Here is a 23594-nt window from a genome sequence, read left to right as displayed (position 1 = left end):
CTCCTTAGTTTTTACCTTCAAAGTAATTATTTTTTTGCAAGAATTCTTGCGCTACGATGGATGGTTCTTTTAATTTGCCATCTGCTTCATAATTAAGCTTTTGCATTTCTTCTGTTGAGATTTTACCTTTTAACTTATTGATAGTAGTTTTTAATTCTGGATGTTTCTTTAAAATTTCATCTGTTGCTAGAGCTGAAGCATCGTATGGTGGGAAGAATTTTTTATCATCTTTTAGTAATTTTAAGTTATATGTTGGGATACGGCCATCTGTTGAATAACCAAGCGCCACATCCATTTGATTGTTTTTAAGTGCGGTATAAATTAAGCCGATTTGCATTGGGAAAATTTTCTTGAACTCGATGTCATAAGCTTTTGAAAATGCTTTATAACCATCTCCTTCACGTTCCATCCAAGAATTATCGACCCCAGCAGTAAGCTCATTTTCTACTTTACGCATGTCGCTAACTGTAGTTAAGTTGTATTTTTTAGCAGTATCTTGGCGTACCATGAACACATACGTATTAGCAAAGCCATAAGAATCAAACCATGTTTGGTGGAAACGCTCTTCAAATCCTTTTTTTACTGCTGCTAAAGCTTTTTCAGGGTCTTTAATAGCATCTTCTCCAAGAGGCCCAACTAAGTCTGTTCCTGTATATCTTGTCGCTGTAATATCTACATCACCATTTAACATGGCTTGGTGCTGAACGATAGTTGATCCGAGGTTATTTACAATTTCTACTTTTAGACCAGTGTCATGTTCGATTAATTCTTTTAAAATATTGGAAACGATTTGTGATTCTGTCGTGGCCATTGCTCCAATGCGTATTGTATCTTTAGAACTGCCTCCAAGTCCTGGTAAAGAGCAGCTAGATAAGAAAAGAGAACTAGTTAGTAGTAATACGCTGAATAGCGCGATAAATTTTTTCTTCATGTTATTCTCCCCCTTCCTGAGCTTCACGGATGGCTTTTGGAGTTAAACGATACTCTAATTTTCCAAGCGCGAATTCTACTACAAGGGCTAAAATAGTTACTGGGATTGCTCCGCCGAGAATTAAATCTGGACGATATAAGTTTAAGCCATTAAAAATAAAGTCTCCAAGTCCACCAGCTCCAATATATGAAGCAAGTGTTGCCCAAGCGATAACGTATACAGCTGATAAACGAATACCAGCCATAATTACTGATATAGAGTTAGGGATTTCGACATTAATGATTAATTGCCAATTCGTCATGCCCATACCACGACCAGATTCGATTAAATTTTTATCGACTCCTCGAACTCCAATAAAAGTATTACGCAGGATTGGTAAAAGTGCGTAAATAAACAGTGCAATAATCGCTGGTAATGTACCGACCCCAAGAAACGGGATAATAAATGCTAAAATAGCGAGTGAAGGAACCGTTTGAAGAACACTAACCACGCCAATAACAAAATTTGCTACTTTTGGTGAACGCGTCAGTAAAATTCCAACAGGAACGGCAACTGCAATCCCTAAAATTACAGCAGATAAGGAGATGAAAAGATGTTGCCATGTTTGAACAAGCAAGTTATGGCCGTTTTCTTGAAAAAAAGTAACAATTGCGTCCATAGCTTATCCCTCCTGCTTCATTTCTGGTTCTGTCGTTTCGGAATCCGCTTGTTCCTCCTGATTTTCTGCCACATCATCTATCGTTCCCCAAATGGAATCATAAACAATATCTACTAAACTGGCACGAGTTACAATCCCAACAAGGCGTTTGTCCTTATCAACTACAGGAATATATTTATAACCACGTTTTAGAATCCGCTGTACAGTATCACGGAGTAAGGTATCTTCATACACGTAAAATACATTTTTCTCGATAATATCCATCACAGAAGTTGCTGTGCGGCGATTTAAATCGATTTGTTCTACATCGATAAATCCTTTTAACACATTACCTTCATCCACTACAAGTAACGTATCTACTCGTTTTTCTTTCATGACTGTAATGGCAGCTTGTAGAGATTTATCTGCTGTAATAGACACTGGATTCGTATTCATAATTTGTGCTACTTGTGTAACATCAGGTTTTGCTTCAATTAGGCGGTCTTTACCAATGAAATCTTCTACAAATGAATTTGCTGGATTACGTAGAATTTCATCTGGTGTATCAAACTGAACAATTTCGCCAGCTTTCATAATAACGATACGGTCTGCAAGTTTAATCGCTTCATCCATATCATGGGTAACGAAAATAATTGTTTTTCCAAGTTCTTTTTGTAAATTCTTGAATTCTTCTTGTAGAGAATCCCGAGTAATTGGATCCAGTGCTCCGAATGGTTCATCCATTAGAATTAAATTTTGTTCTGCTGCAAGCGCTCGCAAAACACCGATACGTTGTTGTTGTCCACCACTTAATTCATAAGGATAGCGGTCTAAAAACTCTTCTGGCAAATCAACTAATTTAATTAATTCTTTCGCCCGTTCTTGTTTTTTCTCTTCGGACCATTTAAGTAATTTTGGTACAAGGACGATATTCTCTCTAATCGTCATATGTGGCATCAAGCCAATTTGCTGAATAACATAACCAATAGAACGTCTTAGTTTGACGGGATCTTCCGCCATGATGTCTTTATCATTTATAAATATTTTGCCTTCTGTAGGTTCAATAAGCCGGTTAATCATCTTCATTGTTGTCGTTTTCCCACAACCACTTGGACCGATAAAACAAACAAATTCTCCTTTATCGATGTTAAGTGTTAGATCATTAACAGCTTTTTTGCCCCCTTTATAAGTCTTCGTTACGTGTTCGAATTTTAACACGCTTATACACCTCCATTTTTTCTTTACCACTACCAAAAAAATTGGCAATCGATAAATCTTTTCCCTAACTAGTAATGATTTAAACTTTTTAAATACAAAAAAACAGCTTAAAGACAGTGTGGCATTCAAACGGAAGTTACTAAACAAGATGATTTCGTACTTGTGGCACGTAAAGAACATCGCTGCTAAACTTATAATCGTAAAAATGAACATTGTGTTACGCTGTAATACAGTATTTATTCTATTATAACATACTAAAAAGCCCTGTTAGCATTTACTAACAGGGCTTTCCTTTATTTAGGTAAGAATAATTTAGGCGTTGTTTTGAGTAGTATCGAGATAACTATTCCACAAACAACGACGGTTCCGAGGCAGCTAGCTCCGTTCATCACTGCTGAAAATAGTTGTGCTCCCCAACCTTGAAAAGCATAAGCGCCCCAAAATAAAACGCCAGCTACATAATGCCAGAAATATCTAGCCAAACCACCAATAATCATGGTTCCCCACGCCCACTCGATGGCTTTTTTTAGTTGGTTAGCAGCTAAATTACTTCGAACTTGTTTACTAAATACTCCGCTGAAAGCAATAAAACTGAAGGCCAGGATATATTCAATAATTGCCTGAGATGGCATTAAAATATAAGCTTTCCCTGTTAAAAAATGTAGTAACCCCCATAAAAGCCCAGCAAATCCAGCCGCCCAAAAACCGCGACGAATTGCAATAACGTACATTGGAATCATTCCTAGTGAAATCGAAAAACTGGAACCAATGTCTAGCGGGATAAAGCTTAGTACCATCGCAACTGCTGCAAAGATAGCACATTCAAGTAAAATGATTAATCGTTTGTTTTGCATAAAAAATAAACTCCCCTCTTCTTTTTGGTCAAAAACGTACCCCAGAAGAAAGCAGTTTCTATTGTTAGAAATGCAATCGCCACAATCCCTACGCTCGTATTAACGAACAGGTTCAAAGGGTCAGAATCCAAAAACACGCGGATTCAATCTCAGCTAAGAAGCCCCCCCTGTGGTAACGTCTATGAAATTATCGTACAACAATCATTATAGCATGAGATGTTTTTTTGTAAAGAATTATTTGTTTTCTTTAATCATTTGCAGAAAATCTTACAGTATTTTGTGCTTTTTTTGGTAGTTTGTCAAAAATTAGCTGATAACTATTTTTAATTAAAGCAAATTCTGTTTCCGCTTCGACATCATATTTTTCATTAATCACAAGTGTAATCCAATGTTTTTTATTTAAGTGATAACCGGGTTTTATACTCATATATTCATCGCGCAATAAATCAATTCTCTCAGGTTGGCACTTAACACTGACATATAAATCCCCGTGATACATATGGATGAGCGCAAATATTTTCGCGCCAATTGTTAAAGCATGTGTTTTAGAATCAAATGGAAATGTTTCCTTTGCACCTTGCAAACTAAGGCAAAGCGCGACTTTTTCTTGTAAAGTTTGCTGATAATCCATTTAGCTTCCCTCCTTATTTTTCAATTATAACATTTATTTATGCGTGTAAGCTTTCTTTGCTGAACTAACCATGTTAAAATAGAAGTAATTGTGCTTTTTCTGATTTCAAGAAGAAGTAACTTAGTATTGGAGGAAGAAAATGTTAACTGTAAATAATGTTGGCTTACGCTACGGCGATAAAAAGCTATTTGAAGATGTTTCAATTAAATTTTTACCAGGTAACTGTTATGGTCTTATTGGAGCAAACGGTGCTGGTAAATCAACGTTCCTAAAAGTGCTTTCTGGCGAGCTTGATTCTCAAAGTGGTAATGTGCATATTGGTTCAGGTGAGCGTCTCGCTGTCCTTCGCCAAGATCATTTCCAGTATGATGATGAACTTGTTCTTAACACTGTAATAATGGGACATGAACGTCTATACAAAATTATGGACGAAAAAAATGCCATTTACATGAAAGAAGATTTCAGTGATGAAGATGGTATTCGCGCTGCTGAACTTGAAGGCGAATTTGCTGAATTAGATGGTTGGGAAGCAGAATCTGACGCTGCTGTTTTATTAAATGGCTTAGGTATCCCTACTGACTTACACGGCAAACTAATGAAAGATTTAACTGGTGGAGAAAAAGTGAAAGTGCTTCTTGCGCAAGCTTTATTCGGTAAACCAGATATCTTACTTCTGGATGAGCCTACCAACCACCTTGACATCCGTGCGATTCACTGGTTGGAAGAATTTTTAATTAACTTTGATAATACTGTTATCGTAGTATCCCATGACCGTCACTTCTTAAATAAAGTATGTACGCACATTGCGGATCTTGATTTCAGCAAAATTAAATTATATGTCGGAAACTATGATTTCTGGTATGAATCAAGCCAATTAGCACAAACAATGATGGGCGATCGTAATAAGAAAAAAGAAGAAAAAATGAAAGAATTACAAGACTTTATTGCTCGTTTCAGTGCGAATGCATCGAAATCCAAACAAGCAACAAGTCGTAAAAAAATGCTCGAAAAAATCACGCTGGAAGATATTCAACCTTCTAGTCGTCGTTACCCTTTCATTCAGTTCAAACCGGACCGTGAAGTTGGGAACGACCTTCTAACTGTAACAAACTTGTCTAAAACAATTGATGGCGTGAAGATTCTTGATAATCTTTCCTTCTCGATTAACCGTAATGACAAAGTTGCTTTAGTTGGCGATGATGAAGTTGCTAAAACCGTTCTTTTCCAAATCCTTGCTGGTGAAATGGAACCTGATGAAGGTAGCTATAAATGGGGCATCACAACAAGCCAAAGCTATTTCCCGAAAGATAACTCAGAGTTCTTTGAGGAAAACGACATGAGTCTTGTGGAATGGTTACGTCAGTTCTCTCCTGAAGATGATAGTGAAGCATTCTTACGCGGCTTCCTTGGCCGTATGCTATTCAGTGGTGATGAAGTACTGAAAAAAGTACGCGTTTTATCTGGTGGAGAAAAAGTTCGTTGTATGTTATCCAAAATGATGCTTTCAGGTTCAAATGTTCTTTTACTTGATGAACCTACTAACCACTTGGACTTAGAATCAATCACTGCGTTAAATAATGGTCTTGAAGCGTTCAAAGGCGCTATGATCTTTGCATCGCATGACCATCAGTTACTACAAACTATCGCAACTCGTATTATTAACTTATCAAAAGATCAATTTTATAATAAAGAAATTTCTTATGATGAATATTTAAAAGAAGTTATGAATGTAGCTGAATAAATAAAAAAACAATATCCCATTTCCGGGATATTGTTTTTTTATTTAAGTTCGATTTTACCTGTTTCTGTTGTAATTGGTGTCGAAGAATCTTTTAAATAGCTTAGGAAACTATAAGAAATCCAAGTAATATCAGAAACTTTATCTAATTTTTCTACTGGAAAAACGATTGTTCCTTTAACTGTTTTACCAGGTTCGATTTCTGTGGTTTCAAAATCAGATAGAACAGCATCTCCTCCATTTATATCCATTTTATTAGCTTCAAGTTGACCTTGATTCGGATAGGTTTCGAGAGTTTTAGCTGCATTGTTTGTTATTTCTAATTGTAATGTGATACTGCCAGGAACTGACTTGCCTTCTACTGTTGAATAGGTTTCTTTCTTTTCGACCGTGACAGAGGTGATTTTTTTCTTAATATTATCTGCGGAATCTTCATAGTTTATTTGATAGGTTTTTGTTTCTTCTGCAGTAGCTTGGCTTGTACCTTTAGAAGAATAATTGAATACATCATTTTGAACTTGTTGGTAATGTGAAAAACTAACAATGATGCCAATAATAGAACCAACCAATAATAACATTCCAGCGCTTGTTAAAATTGCACCGATTTTTCGCTTGGCTGGGAAAAATAAAACAACAATACCGCTGATAAAAATTAAGAATGCACATATTCCGGCAATAATCCAAATTTCCATCTAATTTGCTCCTTTTATGCGAATTTCTCCCTCACTATAACATATTTAAGCTCTAGTTCAAAGCAGTTAAATCACTTGCAGGTGATGGATATGCAAATATGACAGACTGTAAATCAGCCAAAGTTAAGTTAGCTTTCATTAGGATAGCGATATAATTTATCATATAATCCGCCTCTTCACTTAGGAAGTGAGCACCTTTAATTTGGCCGGTCTCGCGGTCTTCTATGATTTTTGCGAGGGCGATTTTTTCGTTCGTTCTTCTGTACGTATACCAGTTCGTTGTATCATGTTTTTTAATTTGATATTTTTCTGGATTGGCGTTTGCTTCTTCCATGCTTATGCCAATGCTTGCAAGTTTTGGACTAGTAAAAACAACGCTTGGTATGGCAGGATAATCGATTTTTTCATTGCCGCCTAAAATATTTTTTGCTACTAATGCTGCTTCCATACTGACAACTGGTGTTAACGGAGCGCCTTTTGTAGCGGCTACATCACCACATGCATAAATATGTGCGTGGTTAGGTGTTTGTAGTTTCTCGTTTACTGTAATGCCTTTTTTGGTATAGTCTATGTTTGCTTTATCTAGAGCTAAATGAGCAATATTGGGCGTTCTTCCGGTTGCTCCGATAATTAAGTCGGTTTCAAGTGAAAAGCCATTTTTACCTTCGATATGAAGTTTTTCACCATTTTTATTAATTTTAGTAATATCTGTATCAAAATGGAAATGAATGCCTTCTTCTTTTAGTGTAGAAACTAAGGCAGCTACAAAATCGGGATCGAATTTCTTTAATGGTTCGCTATTATGATGAATTATATGCACATCTCTCCCTGCAGCTAGCGCAATTGATGCAAATTCAAAAGAAATATAACCACCACCGATAAAAACAACTGAATCTGGAAGTTTTTCAAGTGATAAGAAATCATCACTCGTTTGAATATGTTCTTGACCTTCTACTTTAAGTGTATTTGGTGTTGCGCCGGTTGCAATCACTATTTTTTTAGCACTTAGTATGTCGTTACCAACTTGCAAAGTATTTTCGTTTTGAAAACTTGCTGGTCCAAAAAACGTTTCAATCCCAGCTTCTTGAAAACTTTCCAAGCGACTTTCAGGCACATCTTCTACAAATGTTTCTTTGAATGCCATTAAATCTGTCCAGCTAATTGTTGCTGCTTCTTTAATACCTTTACCACGTAATCTTGTGGAAAGATTTCTTGCTTCTGCTGCTCCGACTAACACTTTTTTAGGGTCACAGCCTCTAAGGACACATGTGCCGCCCCAACTACGCTCTTCCACAATCGCTACTTTTAGACCGGCTGCCTGCGCTTCAAAAGCCACAGTTGTTCCACTAGCACCACTTCCGATTATAACTACATCATATGTAAATTCTGTCAATTGAATCACTCCTTCCTAGCTTGTTTTCCCCTCTATTTTACTTTTAAACGAAAAAAACTGCTGCACATCGAGGTGCAGCAGTTCATACTAGACTTCCATAATGATTGGTAAGATCATTGGACGTCGTTTTGTTTGCTCAAATAGGTAGCGATTTAATTGATCGCGAATATCTTGTTTTAATTTAGCCCATTCAAAGCCAGTTTCTTGGAGGTTTTTTTCGACGATTTTTGTTACGACTTTGGATGATTCTTCAATTAAATGCTCAGATTCACGCACATAGATAAAGCCACGTGAAATGATTTCTGGTCCGGAAGTAATTGTTTTAGTTTTACGATTAAGCGTAACAACTACGATGAAAATACCGTCTTCAGAAAGTAACTTACGGTCTCTCAGTACGATGTTTCCAACGTCTCCTACACCTAACCCATCAATCAGTGTATTTCCAGAATAGACACGGTTTCCAGCAGTCATTTTATCATTTTTATATTCTAAAATTTCACCTTTACCGACAATAAATACTTCTGATTTCGCCATGCCAACTTCATGAGCTAATTTCGCATGACTAATTAACATCCGGTATTCACCGTGAACAGGAACGAAATATCTAGGTTTTAACAAGTTAAGCATTAATTTCAAATCTTCTTGGCTTGCATGGCCAGAGATAAAAAGATTATTGCTCATCGTTAATACTTTTGCTCCAGCTTTATAGAGCATATCCATCGTTTTCGCCATCATCGTTTCAAGTGATGGTGATGGAGTTGTTGTAATATAAACCGTATCTCCTGGTTTAATATTAAATTGAGGGTGATTACCTTTAGTCATTAGTTGTAATGATTGAATTGGTTCACCTAAGTTTCCTGTTTCAATAATAGTGATTTCTTCATCATTATATTTTTTAAGTTCTTTTAGAGGAATAATCAAGTCTTCCTCAATAACGATTTTACCTAAGCTACCTGCTATTTCAAATACACGCTCTAATTCTTTACCAACAATAGCGACTTTACGCTTAGTAGCAACGGATGCGTCAAGTACTTGCTGCAAACGAATCAAATTAGAAGCCACACAAGCAACAATAATTCTACCATCTGCCATTCTAAAAGCATGTCTAATTTCTTCTTCAATTAAACTGTCGCTTGATGTGGTGCCAGGGTGCTCTGCTTCTGAACTATCTGAAAGTAAAGCGAGTACTCCTTTTTCACCAAATTCGGCAATATGACTTAAATCAGAAGCATATCCATCTTTGGCTGATTGATCAAATTTAAAGTCACCAGTATAAATAATGGAACCTTCACTTGTTTCAAGCACAATCCCGACCGAATCAGGAATTGTATGCGTCGTACGGAAGAAAGATACATCAATTTTAGAAAAAGATAAGGTTGTTTCTGCATCAACAACATGGAAATTTTTAAAGCGTAGTTTGCGGTGTTCTTTAAGCGCTGACTTTGCAAGTGCAATTGTTAGCTCAGTACCGTAAACAGGTGCTTTAATTTTTTGAAGTAAGTATGGCAGTGCACCAATCGCATCTTCATGACCATGAGTTAAGAAAATGGCTTTCACTCTGTCTTTGTTTTCTTCTAAATATTTGAAATCAGGAATAACAATATCAATTCCCAGTAATTCGTTTTCTGGGAACATTAAGCCCGCATCTAATATAAAGATATCTTCGTCTATTTCTACTACATATAAATTTTTGCCACTTTCATCGACACCGCCGAGTGGAATGATTTTTATGTTTTTCGCTTTTTTTATTGTCAAAGCGTAGACCTCCTTTGAACTATTTAGAAAGTCCTTCTAATATAGCTTGTAATTTCGTTCCTTGTTCAGCATTCAAATCTACAAGTGGTAATCTTACAGGTCCAACGCTAATACCTTGTTGATTTAATAAGTATTTAGTTGGCGCTGGGTTTGGCACAGAGAAAAGACCGTTCATTAATGGTAATAGCGAGCGATGTATACTTGCTGCTTTTTTTACGTTCCCGCTTTCAAACGCTTGCATCATTTCTTGCATTTCATTTCCTACCACATGACTTGCAACGGAAATTACGCCATTCCCTCCAACTGCTAAAATTGGCAAGGTTAAGCTGTCATCCCCACTATATACGAGGAAATCATCGGAAGTTTCAGCAATGATTTTACTTATATTGTCTAAGTTGCCGCTTGATTCTTTAACACCAATAATATTTGGTAATTTTGCTAAACGAATAATTGTTTCTGGTTCGATATTAACAACACTTCGTCCTGGAATATTATAAATAACTACTGGTAAATCAGAAGCTTCCGCAACAGCAACAAAATGAGCGTATAAACCATCTTGATTTGGCTTGTTATAATACGGCGCAACGACTAAGACAGCATCAATTCCGCCCAGTTCTGCTACTTCTTTTGTAAAAGCAATCGTTTCTGCTGTATTATTAGAACCTGTGCCAGCGATTAATTTCGCGCGTCCTGCATTTGTTTCCACTACTTGGCGGAATAATTTCATTTTTTCATCATGTGACAAAGTTGGAGATTCACCAGTTGTTCCAGCGATTACTAAACCATCTGAGCCGTTATCTATTAAGTGATTCACGAGATGATGAATTCTTTTTTTGCATACTTTATTTTTTTCTGGGTGAATTGGCGTGACCATTGCTGTAATTACTTTCCCTAAATCCATCTTTCATTTCCTCCTTACTTAATTTCCAAACAAAATACGTCATGAAGGGCATTGACTGCCGAAATTAAGTCTTCTTCTCTTACTAATACCCAAATAGTTGTATGACTATCCGCTGATTGTAAAATTGGGATGTTTTTTTCGGATAATGCTCCTACGATTTTTGCTGTAACACCAGGAACTCCGGTTATTCCAGCACCAACGATAGAAACTTTTGCACAGTCTTCACGAACCGTTGTTTGTAAGTTTGCTTCTTCTAAAAGTTGTTTGACGACGCGACGTTTTTCTTCTGGGACTGTAAAAATGACAGAATCAGTTGATATATTAATAAAATCTAGGCTGATTCCTGCATCTGCTAATATTTTAAAAGTTTGTTGTTGTGCCTTTACTGTATCTGTTTTGACAAAAATTTGCGTTAAATTTGTAACGTGTGCAACTCCTGTTACCATTCGTTCTTTTACATCGAAATGACCGGAATCATCCGCTAAAGATGTGACAAGAGTTCCTGTGCTTTCTAAGTAAGTCGAACGGATACGCATTGGTACTTTAGCAGTCATCGCTATTTCTACTGCGCGCGGATGAATGACTTTTGCTCCTTGGTAAGCCATATTACTAACTTCATTATAACTTACTCGTGGAAGTGAACGCGCATGTTCGACAATGCGTGGATCTGCCGTCATCATACCGTCTACGTCAGTGAAAATATCAATATAGTCTGCTTGTAAAGATACACCAAGAGCTGCAGCAGAAGTATCACTGCCACCGCGACCAAGTGTTGTTATATCCCCGTTTTCAGTGATTCCTTGAAAACCAGCAACAACAGCTACATCAAGTGTTTCAAGCGCTTTTTTTAGGCGCTTTGTATCGACTTCGGTGATTTTTGCATTCAAGTGATTATTAGATGTAATAATACCTGCTTGACCACCTGAAAATGCTTCTGCTTTAATGTCTGCCTCTTTTAACATATTAGTAAAGACAGAAGCAGATATAGTTTCTCCAACAGATAGCAATGTATCTTGCTCTCTAGCAGTTAGTTTAGTATCTTTTGCTCCTATAAGTTCTAAAAGTGTGTCGGTTGCATATGGATCCCCGTAACGACCAATTGCGGACACAACAACTACAACTTTATAGCCGTCTTTAAGGGCATTTTTTATATGGTTAAAAGCCATTAGACGAATTTTTTCATTTTGGACGGATGTGCCGCCGAATTTTTGTACTATGATTTTCATTACTTACACCTCTAAATAATCGCTAGTTTGACTAAGCTTTCAGCAATTTGAATCGAATTCCATGCAGCGCCTTTAAGTAGGTTGTCGGATACAATCCACATATGGAAGCCTTTAGAATCATCAATGTCAGCGCGAACGCGACCAACAAACACTTCTTTTTTACCAGCAGCTTGAATGGCTTGCGGATAAATTTGATTTGCTGGATCATCTTCAAGAACGACACCAGGGGCTGCTTTTAATGCATTTTGAATATCTTTTGCACTTACTCCCTCTTGTTCTATTTCAACGTAAACACTTTCTGAATGTCCACTAACAACTGGAATTCGAACGCATGTAGCAGAAACTTTAATAGTATCGTCTTCCATGATTTTTTTCGTTTCATTGATCATTTTCATTTCTTCGTATGTATAATCATTGTCCGTGAAAACGTCAATTTGTGGTAAGGCATTGAATGCAATTGGATAGTGCTTTTTATCGCCTTTTACTGGCATGATTTCTGGCGTGAATTCTTTGTTATCTAAAAGAGCTCTGCTGCCGTCTTTAAGTTCTTGAATGGCACTTACTCCGGAGCCAGACACAGCTTGATAAGTAGAAACAATAATTCGATTTAAACCATAAGCTTCTCGAATCGGTTCGAGTGCTGCTACCATTTGAATTGTAGAGCAGTTAGGGTTAGCAATAATACCTTTATGTGAGAATAGCGCTTTTTCGTTTACTTCTGGAACAACAAGCGGCACTTCAGGATCCATGCGATATGCGCTCGTATTATCAATTACAATGGCTCCACGTTTTACAGCTTCTTTTGCAAGTGCTTTAGAAACGGAACCTCCAGCACTAAATAAGGCAATATCTACGCCTTCAAAGCTTTCAGGTGTAGCTTCTTGAATAGTTACCTCTTCCCCACGGAAGGATAATTTTTTTCCAGCAGAACGAATAGAAGACAAGAACGAAACTTGCTTTATCTTGAAAGTCGCCGCCTCTTCTAGTAATTCAATCATTTGGGTACCAACTGCACCAGTAGCACCTACAACTGCGACATGATAGCTTTTTGTCATAGTTTACAATTCCTCCTTCAATTTAATCCTCGTATCTCTGCTTTAAAACAGAAATCTGGTTAATTTTACACTTACTTTATCATACCATAAACAAAGCCATTTCGCAGTTTTTTATCTATATTAGTCACCATTTTTTTAATTGTTTGTCAGTTTGAAATGTAAAAAACCACTTTCACAAGAATGAAAGTGGTTTTTTGATTAATTTTCGGTTTGTTCAGATTGTGCTTTTGCAGCAGCTTCTTTATTGTTAATTGGTTGTTCAACTTTAGAAGCATCTTTATTGGATTCAGCACGTTCTTTTTTCAGTTCGAAATATTTATCGAAAACTTCTTTAGAGATCTTCATATTTGTTTTTTGGTCTGTACCATATGGACGATAAATCCAAGGTACTACTACAGAAATCGCTATTTCTGGTTTTTTAACTGGTGCATAACCGACAAATGTTGTATTCCAAACACTGGCCATTTTGTTACCTTCTTTTGGTCCATCATAGAAGGCATCAGCTGTCCCTGTTTTACCAGCAACATCATAATCACTGGATGTAAAGACGGTTCTAGCTGTACCAGTTGATCCATGAGTTACTTCATAAAAACCTTTTTGGACTGTTTTGATGTCATTATCTGAAACGCCGATTTTGTTTAAAACTTTTGGTTCATTTGCGGTTGCAAGAGTTCCAACAGAATCACCATTTGTACTAGGGTTGCGGATTTCTTTTACCATACTTGGTGCAATTCTAGATCCTCCATTTGCGATTGTTGAAACGTATTGCGCCATTTGAAGCGGTGTATAAGAATCATACTGACCGATGGCGAAATCGAGAATTTTACCAATTGTTTGGTCGTCCCCTTTGTAGCCAACTTGTTCTCCAGGAAGGTCAATACCTGTTTTAACGCCTAAACCAAATTGATTGTAATAATAACGCATATCATCAAATGTACTTAGTGGAGCTCTTAGTGGGCCATTTGGAACATACTTAGCGCCACCCATCTTCATTGCTACTTGATACATATATGAGTTAGATGAGATTTCTAGTGCGCCAACTGGATCAAGTGGTCGGTTACCTGCTCCGGTTCTATTAAACCAAGAACTTTTCGGTTTGGTTCCTTTTAATGCAATTGGTTGGTCGGTGAAGACCGTTTTGTTTGAAATTGCTCCGTCCATGATGCCCCCAAGAATTGTGGAACCTTTGACAGCGGAACCCATTGCATAAGCAGTGGTGAATGTTCCTAAGGAGTAGTCATCAAACTCGCCTTTGTCATTTAGTTTTTGACCAGCAAGTGCTAGAACTTCTCCAGAATATGGGTCCATTGCGACTACAAATGCACGATCAAATAAGTCAGAACCAGCATATTGTTTACCTTGTTTAATATTTTTACGTAAAATATCTTCCACGGCTTTCTGGAATTCTACATCTACGGAAAGAACTAAGTCTTTTCCTTTTGATCCTTCATACTTACTTACTGTTTCGATTATATTTCCTTTAGAGTCAAGTACGCTCTCAGATTGGGATTTTGAACCAGCTAGAACGCTTTCGTATTGGGCTTCTAGATAACTTTTACCAACACGGTCATTTCGGCTATATCCTTGAGATAAGTAGTACTCAGCTTTATCTTTTGGTAGACCTTCTTTTGCTGTCGAAACAGAACCTAAAATAGAGCGTAATGTTTCGTCATAAGTGTAATAGCGATTCCAGTCTGTCGTTGTATCAACTCCTGGTAAGCTATCCATGTTTTCACTAACACGGGCAATTTCTTCATCTGTTACATCTTTATTCTTAATAACGGACTCAGTCATTGCGTATCCTGTTGTCATTTTTTTATAAATTGTTGCTACTTTTAAATCTTCTGTAGTTAGTTTAGCTATATCATCGTTCGTTACTTTTTCAACTTGGATTTTATAGGCTTTAGAAGATTCTAACGCTTGTTCTTTTGCAGATAGCCGATTTAAGGACTCGGTTTGATGTGTCAAAATCCAATAATCTTTCAAATCGCGATCGGTTAGTTTCTCTGGTTCAATTGTAATTAATTTTTGTAAAGTTTGAGCTACGTGAAGTGTTTCTGAAGTTTCTGTTTGTTGGCTTCTTGTGTAGGTAATCGATTTGACTGCTGAATTACCAACTAATAAGTTGTAGTTTCGGTCATAAATACTGCCACGTGGAACATTCTTAGAAACGGTCACATTATCTGTTTCTTCTAATTGACGTTTGTACGTATCCCCTTGCACGATTTGAACAATACCAAGTCGTAAAATTAATACGGAGAATAATATAAAAATTATAAAGAATAGAATATTTAAACGTAGTGGAATGATGGCGCGTTTCTTCTTAGTGGAATCTTTTTTCTTTTTTCTAAAATTTAGTTTCACGCAAAGTTACCTCACTTTTCAATAATACCTTTCCCTATTGTAGCTGAAAAAGCATCATTTTTCCACTGTAAGTTCATTAGAAATTCATTAGAAATAAAAAAAGACCCACCGAAGTGAGTCTTTCTATTATTATTTAGCTGCGTCAAAGCGTTTGTTAGCTTCATCCCAGTTAACAACATTCCAAAATGTGTCGATATATTCAGGACGACGGTTTTGGAATTTAAGGTAATAAGCATGTTCCCAAACATCTAGGCCAAGAACAGGAGTTTTTCCATCACTTAGTGGAGAATCTTGGTTTGCAGTAGAAACGATTTCTAGTTTACCATTATTAACTACTAACCAAGCCCAGCCAGAACCAAAACGTGCTGCAGCTGCTGCATTGAATTTTTCTTTGAAATCATCAAATGTACCGAATTCGCTTTCGATAGCAGATTTTAAGTCACCAGTTGGAGCGCCGCCACCATTTGGGCTAAGGATAGACCAGAATAATGTATGGTTAGCATGACCGCCACCGTGGTTACGTACAGCGCCGCGAATATCTTCAGGAACGCTATCTAAGTTAGCAACCAATTCTTCAACAGGTTTTTCCGCAAGTTCAGGATGTCCTGAAACCGCTTCGTTTAGTTTTGTAACATAAGTATTGTGGTGCTTTGTATAATGAAGTTCCATTGTTTCTTTATCAAAATTCGGCTCCAAAGCATCATAAGTATAAGGTAATTTAGGTAATTCGTAAGTCATTAAAAATTCCTCCTTGTATTGTTTTTATTTTACGTGAAAAGAAATTACTTATAAGGCGAAAGATACACATCCTATTCCTATAGAACTAGTTAACGCCATAAATAACGTTTCTCTTTACACCATTTAGCCTACCACGACCTAGAAACGCTTGCAATTTTTCTGCTCAGTGATGTTTCAATATTGATTTTGCATTCATTTCAAGCTATGATTAAGTTTAGGTGGAAAAATTACGTTCTTTTGCACATACATGTATCTTTTTCCCGGAAAATGAAAAGTTAAACCATTAGGTGAGGTGTTGAAAAAAGAATGAATATTTTTAAACGCTTCTGGAAGAGTTTGTATTCCCCTGCGGATATTGCTTCGTTTCGAAATGATAAAATTAGAAAAAGTATCGTTTACATTATTGTTTTATCATTTGTTACTTTCCTTCCATTAGCATATTTTACAAACGTTACGACCAAAAATGCGCTGAAAGTCGGCGAAGAAACAATTACAAATGAAATTCCTGATTTTAAAGTCACAGATGGAAAATTAGTCTTAACGGACAATTCTGTCAAAAATATACCCATCTCTATTGACCAAGATGAATTACATATTTATTTTGATGCCTCTGGAACTTTAGATAAAGATGATGTTGATAATAAAATTGCTTCTTATGATAGCGCAGTAGCCTTTTTATCAGATAGTATCTATATAACTGCTGCTGGTGTTTCTCAATCTGTAAGTTATGATACGGCTGGAATTAGTAATAAATCTGATTTAGTGAATCTGTATACGTCCATTGAATCTCTAGCGAAATACTTTATTCCTATCGCCTTGCTTGTTCTGTTCATCTTTACGCTTGGATCGATTTTCTTCCGAGTAGCTCTTTATGCGTTATTTGGATTTATTCTTTCTGGTTTCGGTCGGACGGGTATTGCTTTCCGTCAAAACTGGATGATAGCTTCTTATAGTATTACATTAGCTGCTGTTTTCACGATGGTTATGGAGGCTTTACAAGTAATTGTTCCTTTTGGAATGGAAATCAATATGGTTGTAAGTATGATCTTTGTATTCCTTGCAATTCGCTCGATTCCACCAAGTGAACCAACTATTTTAGAAAAATAATAAATTAACCACTTGCGCTTTATGCAGGTGGTTTTTTTGTGCAAAATGCAGATGATTTCCTATTAGAAAAGTGGTATGATTAGAAAATTAAAACTAAAAGGAGCGATTGCTTTGAACGAGCTCACATGAAGATTTGACCTTTTAGCAAAAAAGAATATATAACTTTTAGCCTGACATTAAGGCTCCTAGTTTTAATTTAAGGGGGAGTTTTTTTGGAAAAAGAAATCGAACTTAGTTTTTATGATGGTGTGAAGGCTTGTTTGCCAACTGTACTAGGTTATGCTGGTATTGGAATAGCTGCTGGTGTTGTTGGAAGGGCTTCTCACTTAAGCGTCTTAGAAGTAACGTTACTCGCTATTATCGTCTATGCTGGAGCTGCTCAGTTTATTATTTCGGGATTATTATTATTACAAAGCCCTATTTCAGCTATTATTTTTACTACTTTTTCAATTAATTCACGGCATTTTTTGATGAGTATGGCCGAAGCTCCTCATTTTAAAAAGTATTCCCTTTTGAATAACATTGGGATTGGAGCGCTTCTGACCGACGAAACATTTGGCGTTTCAATGAATCAAATTGGCAATAAAAAACCAGTTAGCGCAAAATGGATGCACGGAATTAACGTAACAGCCTACATAGCTTGGATTGCAGCTTGTATCTTAGGTTCTTTCATTGGGAATTGGTTGCCAAATCCAGAACAGTTTGGTCTTGATTTTGCGTTATCAGCAATGTTTATCGGCTTGCTCTATTTACAAGTCGTTAGCGATAAAAGTAAAAAAATCGTGACAAGTTTAGTTATTATGTTAATGGTCGCGATTTTATTAATCGTGTTTATGCGTTTTATGACACCAGAATTAGCCATTTTAGCGGCTACCTTACTTGGTTGTTTGATTGGAGTGATAGTTGAAAAATGACAATAAGTAATTATACGCTACTCGTTATTTTAGGCTGTGGTTTAGTGACATTTATTCCACGCGTTTTACCTTTTATCTTCGTTCGAAAGCTGCAACTACCCAGTGTTGTGATTCGCTATTTATCGTATGTACCGTTATGCATACTGACTGCTCTTTTCGTTCAAAGTCTTCTCATTACAAACGAAAATAGTTTTCCTAGTATTAATATTGAAAACCTACTTGCCACGTTACCAACTATCATTGCAGCTATTCTAACGAAAAATTTAATGTGGATTGTTGTTGTAGGAATTATATCAATGGCTGTTATTCGTTTGGTCATATAGAAAAGCCCTTTACTGGAGTGTGTTTTTGACGGGAATCAAAACCAGTAAAGGGCTTTTTTTATTGGTGGATCTGAAGTAACTTTAATTAGATGTGGATGTTGAACTAGAAGATGAAGTGCTTGTATAGTCAGCAAATGCATCTTTTAAATCACTATCTTTAATATCGATATTAGCTGCTTTTAATTCTTTTTTAAGGGCAGCTGTCATATTTTCAGAAGTTAATTGAGATTTTATATAGGCTGCTTTTACGTTTGCTTTTTCTTTTGCGTAAGTGCCTTTTTCTGTTTTCTTCACTAATTGAATCAGATGGTAGCCGTAAGTAGATTTAACAATTCCACTTACATCATCTTTATTTTTAAGTGCATAAGCAGCTTTTTCAAAAGTTTCATCCATTTCACCAGGACCAAATGGATCTAATAGTCCGCCATTTGTGCTAGTTGCAGTATCTGTTGAGTACTCTTTAGCTAAGTCAGCGAATTTCTCACCATTTTTCAATTTAGTTTGAATTTCTTTGGCTGTTGCTTCATCATCTACTAAAATATGACGCACAGTAATATCTGGCTCCCATGTTTTGTAGTATGTTTTTAGTTTACTTTCACTTACATTCATATTTGCTTCTGTTGCTTTTTGAACTAGAAGGTTATACTCTAAATTTTCTTTGAAAGAAGTTTTTGTTAAATTATTGGACGACAAGGTTGATTCAAATGAGTCACCGTACTGTTCTTCGTATTTTTTATATTCTGCATTTACTTCTTTTTCAGTAACAGTGTATTTATCTTCTAAGATTTTTTTGAAAGTAAGTTGTTGCACGACCTCATTACCGTAAGTCGTTTTCATCGCTTCATATAGCTCGTCTTGTGTGACATTTCCTGCATCTGTTTTTACTACTGCACTACTTCCGCATCCAGCGAGTAAAAGTAGTGTCGCTGCTACTAGGGAAATCATCACTTTTTTTAATTTTGTCAAACTGTTCCTCTCCTTCTTCTTTCGGCTACTTATTACTTTAACGATAAAAAGTGTCGAGAATAAGAAACAAATATGAAATAACTATGAACATTATCTGCAAAATAAAAAAAGGTCCTGAATGCGGACCTTTTTTACTATTAAGAGGCTTGTAAACATTCTGGGCATTCGCCGTAAACCTCAAATTTATGACCATCAATTTGGTAACCAGGTAAAGCTTCTGTTAGAAAATCCATTGGGCACATCATAATTTCTTTTGTTTTACCACATTTCATACAAATAAAATGATGGTGATGATGCTCATGTGTACACGCCAGACGGAAGTTTCGTTCACCAGAAAGATCTGTTTCTTCAAAAATACCTAACTCAACAAATAAAGAGAGATTACGGTAAATTGTATCAAAACTAATTCCCGGAAAATCGTCTTTCATATTTTCTAACACATCTTTGGCTGTTAAATATTTATTTTTACGAGCTAGTAAGTTAATTAGAAATTCACGTTTATCAGTATGCTTATAGCCCTTTTCTTTCATTTTCATGAGCGCTTCAGTTGCTGTAAGTCCCATTTTCCTCACCTCGTTTTGAAATTAATATTTTTTGACGTATTTTTTGATATAAAATGGTGATGATTAAAAGTAAAACAGAAATAATGACGATTGCCCCACCAGGAGCTAAATTTAAATAATAAGCTGTAAATAAACCGCCAATAACCGCAATTTCACCAAATAAAATTGAAAGTAAGATAGTTTGTTTAAATCCTTTGGCAATCCGAATCGCTGCTGCAACTGGCAATGTCATTAAGGATGATACAAGTAAAATACCAACGATTCGCATGGAAGACGCAATAACTAGAGCGACTAAAACCATAAAAATAATATCGAATATTTTAGCTTTCAAACCGGAAACTTTTGCATATTCTTCGTCAAATGATAACAAAAATAGCTCTTTATATAAGGATAATATAACGATAAATACGATGATTGCTGTAACAACGATCGTAATCATATCAGTCCGACTCACGGCACTTACACTTCCAAATAAATAACTAAATAAATCAGTATTAAATCCATTGGCTAAAGAAATAAAAATAACTGAAAAACCCATACCAGCCGACATAATAATCGGAATGGCTAGTTCTTCAAAATGTTTATAAACGGTTCGTAATTTCTCCATTAATAAAGATCCAACTACGGAAAAACCAAAACCAAGATATAAAGGATTAAGTGCTGCTAGTGGCAAATATGTTTTACTTAAGAATAAACTAACCGCAATCCCACCTAACGTCACATGACTGAGCGCATCAGCCATTAACGAAAGCTTTCTTACTACGATGAAACTTCCGAGCAGTGGAGCGATAACGCCAATAACAATACCAACGATAAAGGTATTACGAATAAAATCATACTGGAGAAGCGTCGCAATCAAGGCAAGCATCCTCCCTTCTACGTTGTTCTGCTAATATTTCAAGTTCGCGGTCGGCCAAATAATGTTGATATTCATGGGCTGAACCGTCAAAAATAATTCGTTTATTAATACTAATAACATGATTAACATACGTATTCACTGCAACTAAATCATGCGTTACGAGTAAAAGCGTCATTTCTTCTGTCCGGTTTAATTCTGCTAAAAGCTCATAAAATGCTTTTACATTTTCTACATCGACTCCAACAGTCGGCTCGTCTAAAATTAAAAGCTCTGGTCTACTAACTAATGCACGCGCGATAAAAACACGTTGTTGTTGACCACCGGAAAGTTCGCCAATATTGCGATGTAGATAATCCGTCATTTCAACTCGTTTCAAAGCATAATCAATATCTTCCTTATCATGATTATTCAATGTTTTAAATAAGCCTTTTTTCTTTGTTAAACCACTTGCAACGACTTCTTTCACAGTAGCAGGAAAAGCGGAATTAAAAGCATTCGATTTTTGAGAAACAAAGCCAATTTTGACCCAATCTTTGAAATCTGCTTGTTTTTCTCCAAATAAAGCTATACTTCCTTGTTGGTTTTTGAGTACGCCAAGGATTAATTTTAACATAGTTGATTTACCTGAGCCGTTAGGGCCGATTAAACCAGTAAAACTGCCTTTTTCCACTTGAAAATGAATGTTTTCTAAGGCATGTTCTTTGTCATAATGGTAACTTACATTATTTACTTCTATGATTTTGTTCATTCATGTTTCTCCTTTGACAGCATTTGCTAGCCGCTTTTACTAGTATATAAAAGATTGGTTAAAATGTAAATCGTAATTACTTCGAATTAAAAAATAGCAAAAAAAACCTGGAAAGCTTGGAGCATTTCCAGGTTCGGATAATTATTTAGCAAAAGTATCCGTTAAGATTGGAACAACTTGTTTTTTACGAGATACGACACCTTTAAGTGGTGCTTGATTTTCCACAAATTTAACGCCATATGCTTCTTCTACAATGGCTGTCTTGGAACCAATAGCAATTCCAACCGAGTCATTAGTAAGAATATTAGTGATGACAAATAAGTACAAATCAAGTCCTTTATCCACAATATTTTGTGTCATAAGTGCTTCAACTTCTGCGCGACGGCTAAGTACATCGTTTACATCGACAACATTGATTTGAGCGATTTCTACTTTGCTGCCGTTCATGTTGAATTCTTTCGCATCAAGCAATAGTTCAGCAACTGTTTTTTTGCTAACATCTGCTCCAGCTTTTAGCATTTCCATACCGTATGCTTGAATATCAACGTCTGCAATGAGTGCTAATTTTTCAGCAGCCACTTTATCTTCTTCTGTGCACGTTGGTGATTGGAAAAGAAGTGTGTCAGAAATAATTGCGGAAAGCATTAAGCCTGCGACTGTTTTACTTACTTCTACTTCATTTTCGCGGAACATTTTTAGAAGGATTGTAGTAGTACATCCAACTGGCTCAGCTCGGTAGTATAGTGAATCAGATGTCTCGAAATTAGCGATGCGGTGATGATCAACGACTGCAACTACTGTCACATCGTCAATATCATCCACACTTTGTTGGCGTTCATTATGGTCAACAAGTGCGACTTCAGAAACTTCATTTGCAACAGTTTCAACTAAGCGAGGAGCTGTTACTTGGAAATAATCAAGTACAAAAGCTGTTTCACTATTAAGCTCTCCTAAACGAACCGCTTCAATATCTGCTCCTTGTGCTTTTTTTAATTCTGCGTAACTAATGGCAGAACAAATCGTATCTGTATCTGGATTTTTATGACCGAATACAAGTGTTTTTGTCATTATATTTCGTCTCCTTTTAGTCGTTTTGAATTTTATTTAATAAATCTGGATCAAATTCACCATTTCTTAGCATGGCAATTTCCCATTTGTATGGCGGTTTTTTCGATGCTTTATCTTCACCAACGTATGGCGTTTCAAGTATTTTTGGAACGTTCGATAGTTGCGGATGGTGCACAATATAATGAAGTGCATCAAAGCCGATATGACCAAAACCAATATTAGCATGGCGGTCTTTATGTGCGCCTCGCTCGTTTTTACTATCATTGATATGTAACACTTTTAAGCGGTCAATACCGATAATTTTATCAAATTCATTTAACACTCCGTCAAAATCATTGACAATATCGTAACCAGCATCGTGTGTATGACATGTATCGAAAGTAACGGATAATAATTCATTATGAGTCACACCGTCAATAATTTGTGCTAGTTCTTCAAAAGTGCGACCACATTCAGAACCTTTTCCAGCCATTGTTTCTAAAGCGATTTGTACATCTTGATCGTGTATTAATGCTTCGTTAAGACCTTGGATAATTTGTTTAATTCCTTTGTCCGCACCTTCACCGACATGCGCGCCGGGATGAAGTACGATTTGTTTTGCACCAAGCGCACGCGTACGTTCGATTTCAGATTGTAAGAAATTAACGCCTAATTCAAATGTTTCTGGCTTAACTGAGTTACCAATATTGATAATATAAGGCGCATGAACCACGATGTCAGCCATATCGTGAGCTTTCATGTGTTCTAAGCCTGCTTCAATATTTAACTCTTCAATTGGCTTTCTACGCGTATTTTGCGGAGCGCCAGTATAAATCATAAACGTATTTGAGCCGTAAGAAGCTGCCTCTTCACTTGCGCCAAGAAGCATTTTCTTTCCACTCATTGATACATGAGAACCTAGTCTTAACATAAA

At 36.4% G+C, this 23594-nt stretch carries 23 protein-coding genes and 1 riboswitch; of the genes, 4 read left to right on the top strand and 19 right to left on the bottom strand.

The features are described 5' to 3' along the window. Positions 1 to 4: 4 nt before the first annotated feature. The 5 genes from AC4PG8_RS01300 to AC4PG8_RS01280 all read right to left on the bottom strand — a co-directional run bounded on the left by AC4PG8_RS01300 (position 5) and on the right by AC4PG8_RS01280 (position 4271). The gene (locus tag AC4PG8_RS01300) at positions 5 to 931 is read right to left on the bottom strand and encodes an osmoprotectant ABC transporter substrate-binding protein (RefSeq protein WP_003771820.1); all 927 of its coding nucleotides are present in this window, start codon (positions 929 to 931) and stop codon (positions 5 to 7) included. Position 932: 1 nt separating this feature from the next. Beyond that, on the bottom strand, positions 933 to 1589 hold the full coding sequence (locus AC4PG8_RS01295; protein ID WP_003771823.1) for an ABC transporter permease: 657 nt from the start codon (positions 1587 to 1589) through the stop codon (positions 933 to 935). A gap of 3 nt (positions 1590 to 1592) precedes the next feature. Then, a complete protein-coding gene (locus AC4PG8_RS01290) occupies positions 1593 to 2786 on the bottom strand; it encodes a betaine/proline/choline family ABC transporter ATP-binding protein (RefSeq protein ID WP_003762247.1) in 1194 nt (397 codons plus the stop codon). Between the two features lie 293 nt (positions 2787 to 3079). Continuing rightward, positions 3080 to 3640, bottom strand: coding sequence for an energy-coupled thiamine transporter ThiT (gene thiT, locus AC4PG8_RS01285; protein ID WP_492169943.1), 561 nt, complete (start codon positions 3638 to 3640; stop codon positions 3080 to 3082). Positions 3641 to 3707: 67 nt separating this feature from the next. Beyond that, a riboswitch (TPP riboswitch) is annotated at positions 3708 to 3818 on the bottom strand. Positions 3819 to 3887: 69 nt separating this feature from the next. Further along, positions 3888 to 4271 carry an MmcQ/YjbR family DNA-binding protein gene (locus AC4PG8_RS01280; protein WP_185520364.1) on the bottom strand — a complete coding sequence of 128 codons (384 nt, stop codon included), beginning with the start codon at positions 4269 to 4271 and terminating at the stop codon, positions 3888 to 3890. 139 nt (positions 4272 to 4410) lie between these two features. Between AC4PG8_RS01280 and AC4PG8_RS01275 the strand changes: the two genes are divergently transcribed. Continuing rightward, complete coding sequence (locus AC4PG8_RS01275) at positions 4411 to 6012, top strand: ABC-F family ATP-binding cassette domain-containing protein (RefSeq protein WP_003771831.1); 1602 nt, start codon at positions 4411 to 4413, stop codon at positions 6010 to 6012. Positions 6013 to 6050: 38 nt separating this feature from the next. Here AC4PG8_RS01275 and AC4PG8_RS01270 read toward each other — a convergent pair whose 3' ends face one another. From AC4PG8_RS01270 to AC4PG8_RS01235, 8 genes are all read right to left on the bottom strand, one after another. Further along, positions 6051 to 6701, bottom strand: a complete 651-nt coding sequence (locus tag AC4PG8_RS01270) for a hypothetical protein (protein ID WP_003762252.1) — start codon at positions 6699 to 6701, stop codon at positions 6051 to 6053. Positions 6702 to 6753: 52 nt separating this feature from the next. Continuing rightward, a complete protein-coding gene (locus AC4PG8_RS01265) occupies positions 6754 to 8094 on the bottom strand; it encodes a dihydrolipoyl dehydrogenase family protein (protein WP_492169942.1) in 1341 nt (446 codons plus the stop codon). A gap of 87 nt (positions 8095 to 8181) precedes the next feature. Then, entirely contained in the window at positions 8182 to 9849 is a 1668-nt protein-coding gene (locus tag AC4PG8_RS01260) for a ribonuclease J (protein ID WP_003766877.1), read from the bottom strand. Between the two features lie 19 nt (positions 9850 to 9868). Beyond that, on the bottom strand, positions 9869 to 10750 hold the full coding sequence (gene dapA / locus AC4PG8_RS01255; protein ID WP_492169941.1) for a 4-hydroxy-tetrahydrodipicolinate synthase: 882 nt from the start codon (positions 10748 to 10750) through the stop codon (positions 9869 to 9871). 14 nt (positions 10751 to 10764) lie between these two features. Next, positions 10765 to 11976 carry an aspartate kinase gene (gene dapG, locus AC4PG8_RS01250; protein WP_003771836.1) on the bottom strand — a complete coding sequence of 404 codons (1212 nt, stop codon included), beginning with the start codon at positions 11974 to 11976 and terminating at the stop codon, positions 10765 to 10767. Between the two features lie 11 nt (positions 11977 to 11987). Next, complete coding sequence (locus AC4PG8_RS01245; RefSeq protein WP_070753092.1) at positions 11988 to 13031, bottom strand: aspartate-semialdehyde dehydrogenase; 1044 nt, start codon at positions 13029 to 13031, stop codon at positions 11988 to 11990. Between the two features lie 198 nt (positions 13032 to 13229). After that, a complete protein-coding gene (locus AC4PG8_RS01240) occupies positions 13230 to 15395 on the bottom strand; it encodes a peptidoglycan D,D-transpeptidase FtsI family protein (protein WP_010991552.1) in 2166 nt (721 codons plus the stop codon). Between the two features lie 129 nt (positions 15396 to 15524). Beyond that, entirely contained in the window at positions 15525 to 16133 is a 609-nt protein-coding gene (locus tag AC4PG8_RS01235) for a superoxide dismutase (protein WP_003762264.1), read from the bottom strand. 306 nt (positions 16134 to 16439) lie between these two features. Between AC4PG8_RS01235 and AC4PG8_RS01230 the strand changes: the two genes are divergently transcribed. From AC4PG8_RS01230 to AC4PG8_RS01220, 3 genes are all read left to right on the top strand, one after another. Next, complete coding sequence (locus tag AC4PG8_RS01230; protein WP_492169940.1) at positions 16440 to 17240, top strand: DUF1189 domain-containing protein; 801 nt, start codon at positions 16440 to 16442, stop codon at positions 17238 to 17240. Between the two features lie 212 nt (positions 17241 to 17452). After that, positions 17453 to 18154: an AzlC family ABC transporter permease gene (locus tag AC4PG8_RS01225; RefSeq protein ID WP_492169939.1), complete on the top strand. Its 702-nt coding sequence runs from the start codon at positions 17453 to 17455 to the stop codon at positions 18152 to 18154. Further along, positions 18151 to 18477, top strand: coding sequence for an AzlD domain-containing protein (locus tag AC4PG8_RS01220; RefSeq protein ID WP_185501120.1), 327 nt, complete (start codon positions 18151 to 18153; stop codon positions 18475 to 18477). Before AC4PG8_RS01225 ends, AC4PG8_RS01220 begins: the two co-directional genes overlap by 4 nt. 81 nt (positions 18478 to 18558) lie before the next feature. Here the strand turns inward: AC4PG8_RS01220 and prsA1 are convergent, their stop codons facing one another. The 6 genes from prsA1 to AC4PG8_RS01190 form a co-directional block, all read right to left on the bottom strand. Further along, the gene (gene prsA1 / locus AC4PG8_RS01215; RefSeq protein ID WP_003762269.1) at positions 18559 to 19443 is read right to left on the bottom strand and encodes a post-translocation chaperone PrsA1; all 885 of its coding nucleotides are present in this window, start codon (positions 19441 to 19443) and stop codon (positions 18559 to 18561) included. A gap of 137 nt (positions 19444 to 19580) precedes the next feature. Beyond that, positions 19581 to 20006: a transcriptional regulator ZurR gene (zurR, locus tag AC4PG8_RS01210; protein WP_003721950.1), complete on the bottom strand. Its 426-nt coding sequence runs from the start codon at positions 20004 to 20006 to the stop codon at positions 19581 to 19583. Continuing rightward, complete coding sequence (zurM, locus tag AC4PG8_RS01205) at positions 19987 to 20865, bottom strand: zinc ABC transporter permease ZurM (protein ID WP_003762272.1); 879 nt, start codon at positions 20863 to 20865, stop codon at positions 19987 to 19989. Before zurM ends, zurR begins: the two co-directional genes overlap by 20 nt. After that, positions 20840 to 21613 (bottom strand): zinc ABC transporter ATP-binding protein ZurA, encoded by a 774-nt coding sequence (zurA, locus tag AC4PG8_RS01200; protein ID WP_492169938.1) that lies wholly within the window; start codon positions 21611 to 21613, stop codon positions 20840 to 20842. Before zurA ends, zurM begins: the two co-directional genes overlap by 26 nt. Positions 21614 to 21754: 141 nt before the next feature. Continuing rightward, on the bottom strand, positions 21755 to 22681 hold the full coding sequence (locus AC4PG8_RS01195; protein ID WP_492169937.1) for a manganese-dependent inorganic pyrophosphatase: 927 nt from the start codon (positions 22679 to 22681) through the stop codon (positions 21755 to 21757). A 16-nt stretch (positions 22682 to 22697) separates the two neighbouring features. After that, positions 22698 to 23591, bottom strand: coding sequence for a deoxyribonuclease IV (locus AC4PG8_RS01190; protein ID WP_033838167.1), 894 nt, complete (start codon positions 23589 to 23591; stop codon positions 22698 to 22700). Positions 23592 to 23594: the final 3 nt, after the last annotated feature.

The sequence above is a fragment of the Listeria sp. MAN/IMW/UF555 genome, from assembly GCF_058684075.1.
Note: the sequence above shows the minus strand (reverse complement) of the source record. Positions and strands in the feature narration are given on the sequence as shown.

Bases quoted from the DNA above. Each gene is read 5' to 3' on its own strand.
- dapA (WP_492169941.1), bottom strand. From the start codon at position 10,750: ATGGATTTAGGGAAAGTAATTACAGCAATGGTCACGCCAATTCACCCA.
- zurR (WP_003721950.1), bottom strand. From the start codon at position 20,006: ATGGGACTTACAGCAACTGAAGCGCTCATGAAAATGAAAGAAAAGGGC.
- AC4PG8_RS01245 (WP_070753092.1), bottom strand. From the start codon at position 13,031: ATGACAAAAAGCTATCATGTCGCAGTTGTAGGTGCTACTGGTGCAGTT.
- AC4PG8_RS01230 (WP_492169940.1), top strand. From the start codon at position 16,440: ATGAATATTTTTAAACGCTTCTGGAAGAGTTTGTATTCCCCTGCGGAT.
- AC4PG8_RS01195 (WP_492169937.1), bottom strand. From the start codon at position 22,681: ATGACAAAAACACTTGTATTCGGTCATAAAAATCCAGATACAGATACG.
- AC4PG8_RS01220 (WP_185501120.1), top strand. From the start codon at position 18,151: ATGACAATAAGTAATTATACGCTACTCGTTATTTTAGGCTGTGGTTTA.
- AC4PG8_RS01280 (WP_185520364.1), bottom strand. From the start codon at position 4,271: ATGGATTATCAGCAAACTTTACAAGAAAAAGTCGCGCTTTGCCTTAGT.
- AC4PG8_RS01190 (WP_033838167.1), bottom strand. From the start codon at position 23,591: ATGTTAAGACTAGGTTCTCATGTATCAATGAGTGGAAAGAAAATGCTT.
- AC4PG8_RS01300 (WP_003771820.1), bottom strand. From the start codon at position 931: ATGAAGAAAAAATTTATCGCGCTATTCAGCGTATTACTACTAACTAGT.
- AC4PG8_RS01275 (WP_003771831.1), top strand. From the start codon at position 4,411: ATGTTAACTGTAAATAATGTTGGCTTACGCTACGGCGATAAAAAGCTA.
- thiT (WP_492169943.1), bottom strand. From the start codon at position 3,640: ATGCAAAACAAACGATTAATCATTTTACTTGAATGTGCTATCTTTGCA.
- AC4PG8_RS01235 (WP_003762264.1), bottom strand. From the start codon at position 16,133: ATGACTTACGAATTACCTAAATTACCTTATACTTATGATGCTTTGGAG.
- AC4PG8_RS01295 (WP_003771823.1), bottom strand. From the start codon at position 1,589: ATGGACGCAATTGTTACTTTTTTTCAAGAAAACGGCCATAACTTGCTT.
- dapG (WP_003771836.1), bottom strand. From the start codon at position 11,976: ATGAAAATCATAGTACAAAAATTCGGCGGCACATCCGTCCAAAATGAA.
- zurA (WP_492169938.1), bottom strand. From the start codon at position 21,613: ATGAACAAAATCATAGAAGTAAATAATGTAAGTTACCATTATGACAAA.
- AC4PG8_RS01270 (WP_003762252.1), bottom strand. From the start codon at position 6,701: ATGGAAATTTGGATTATTGCCGGAATATGTGCATTCTTAATTTTTATC.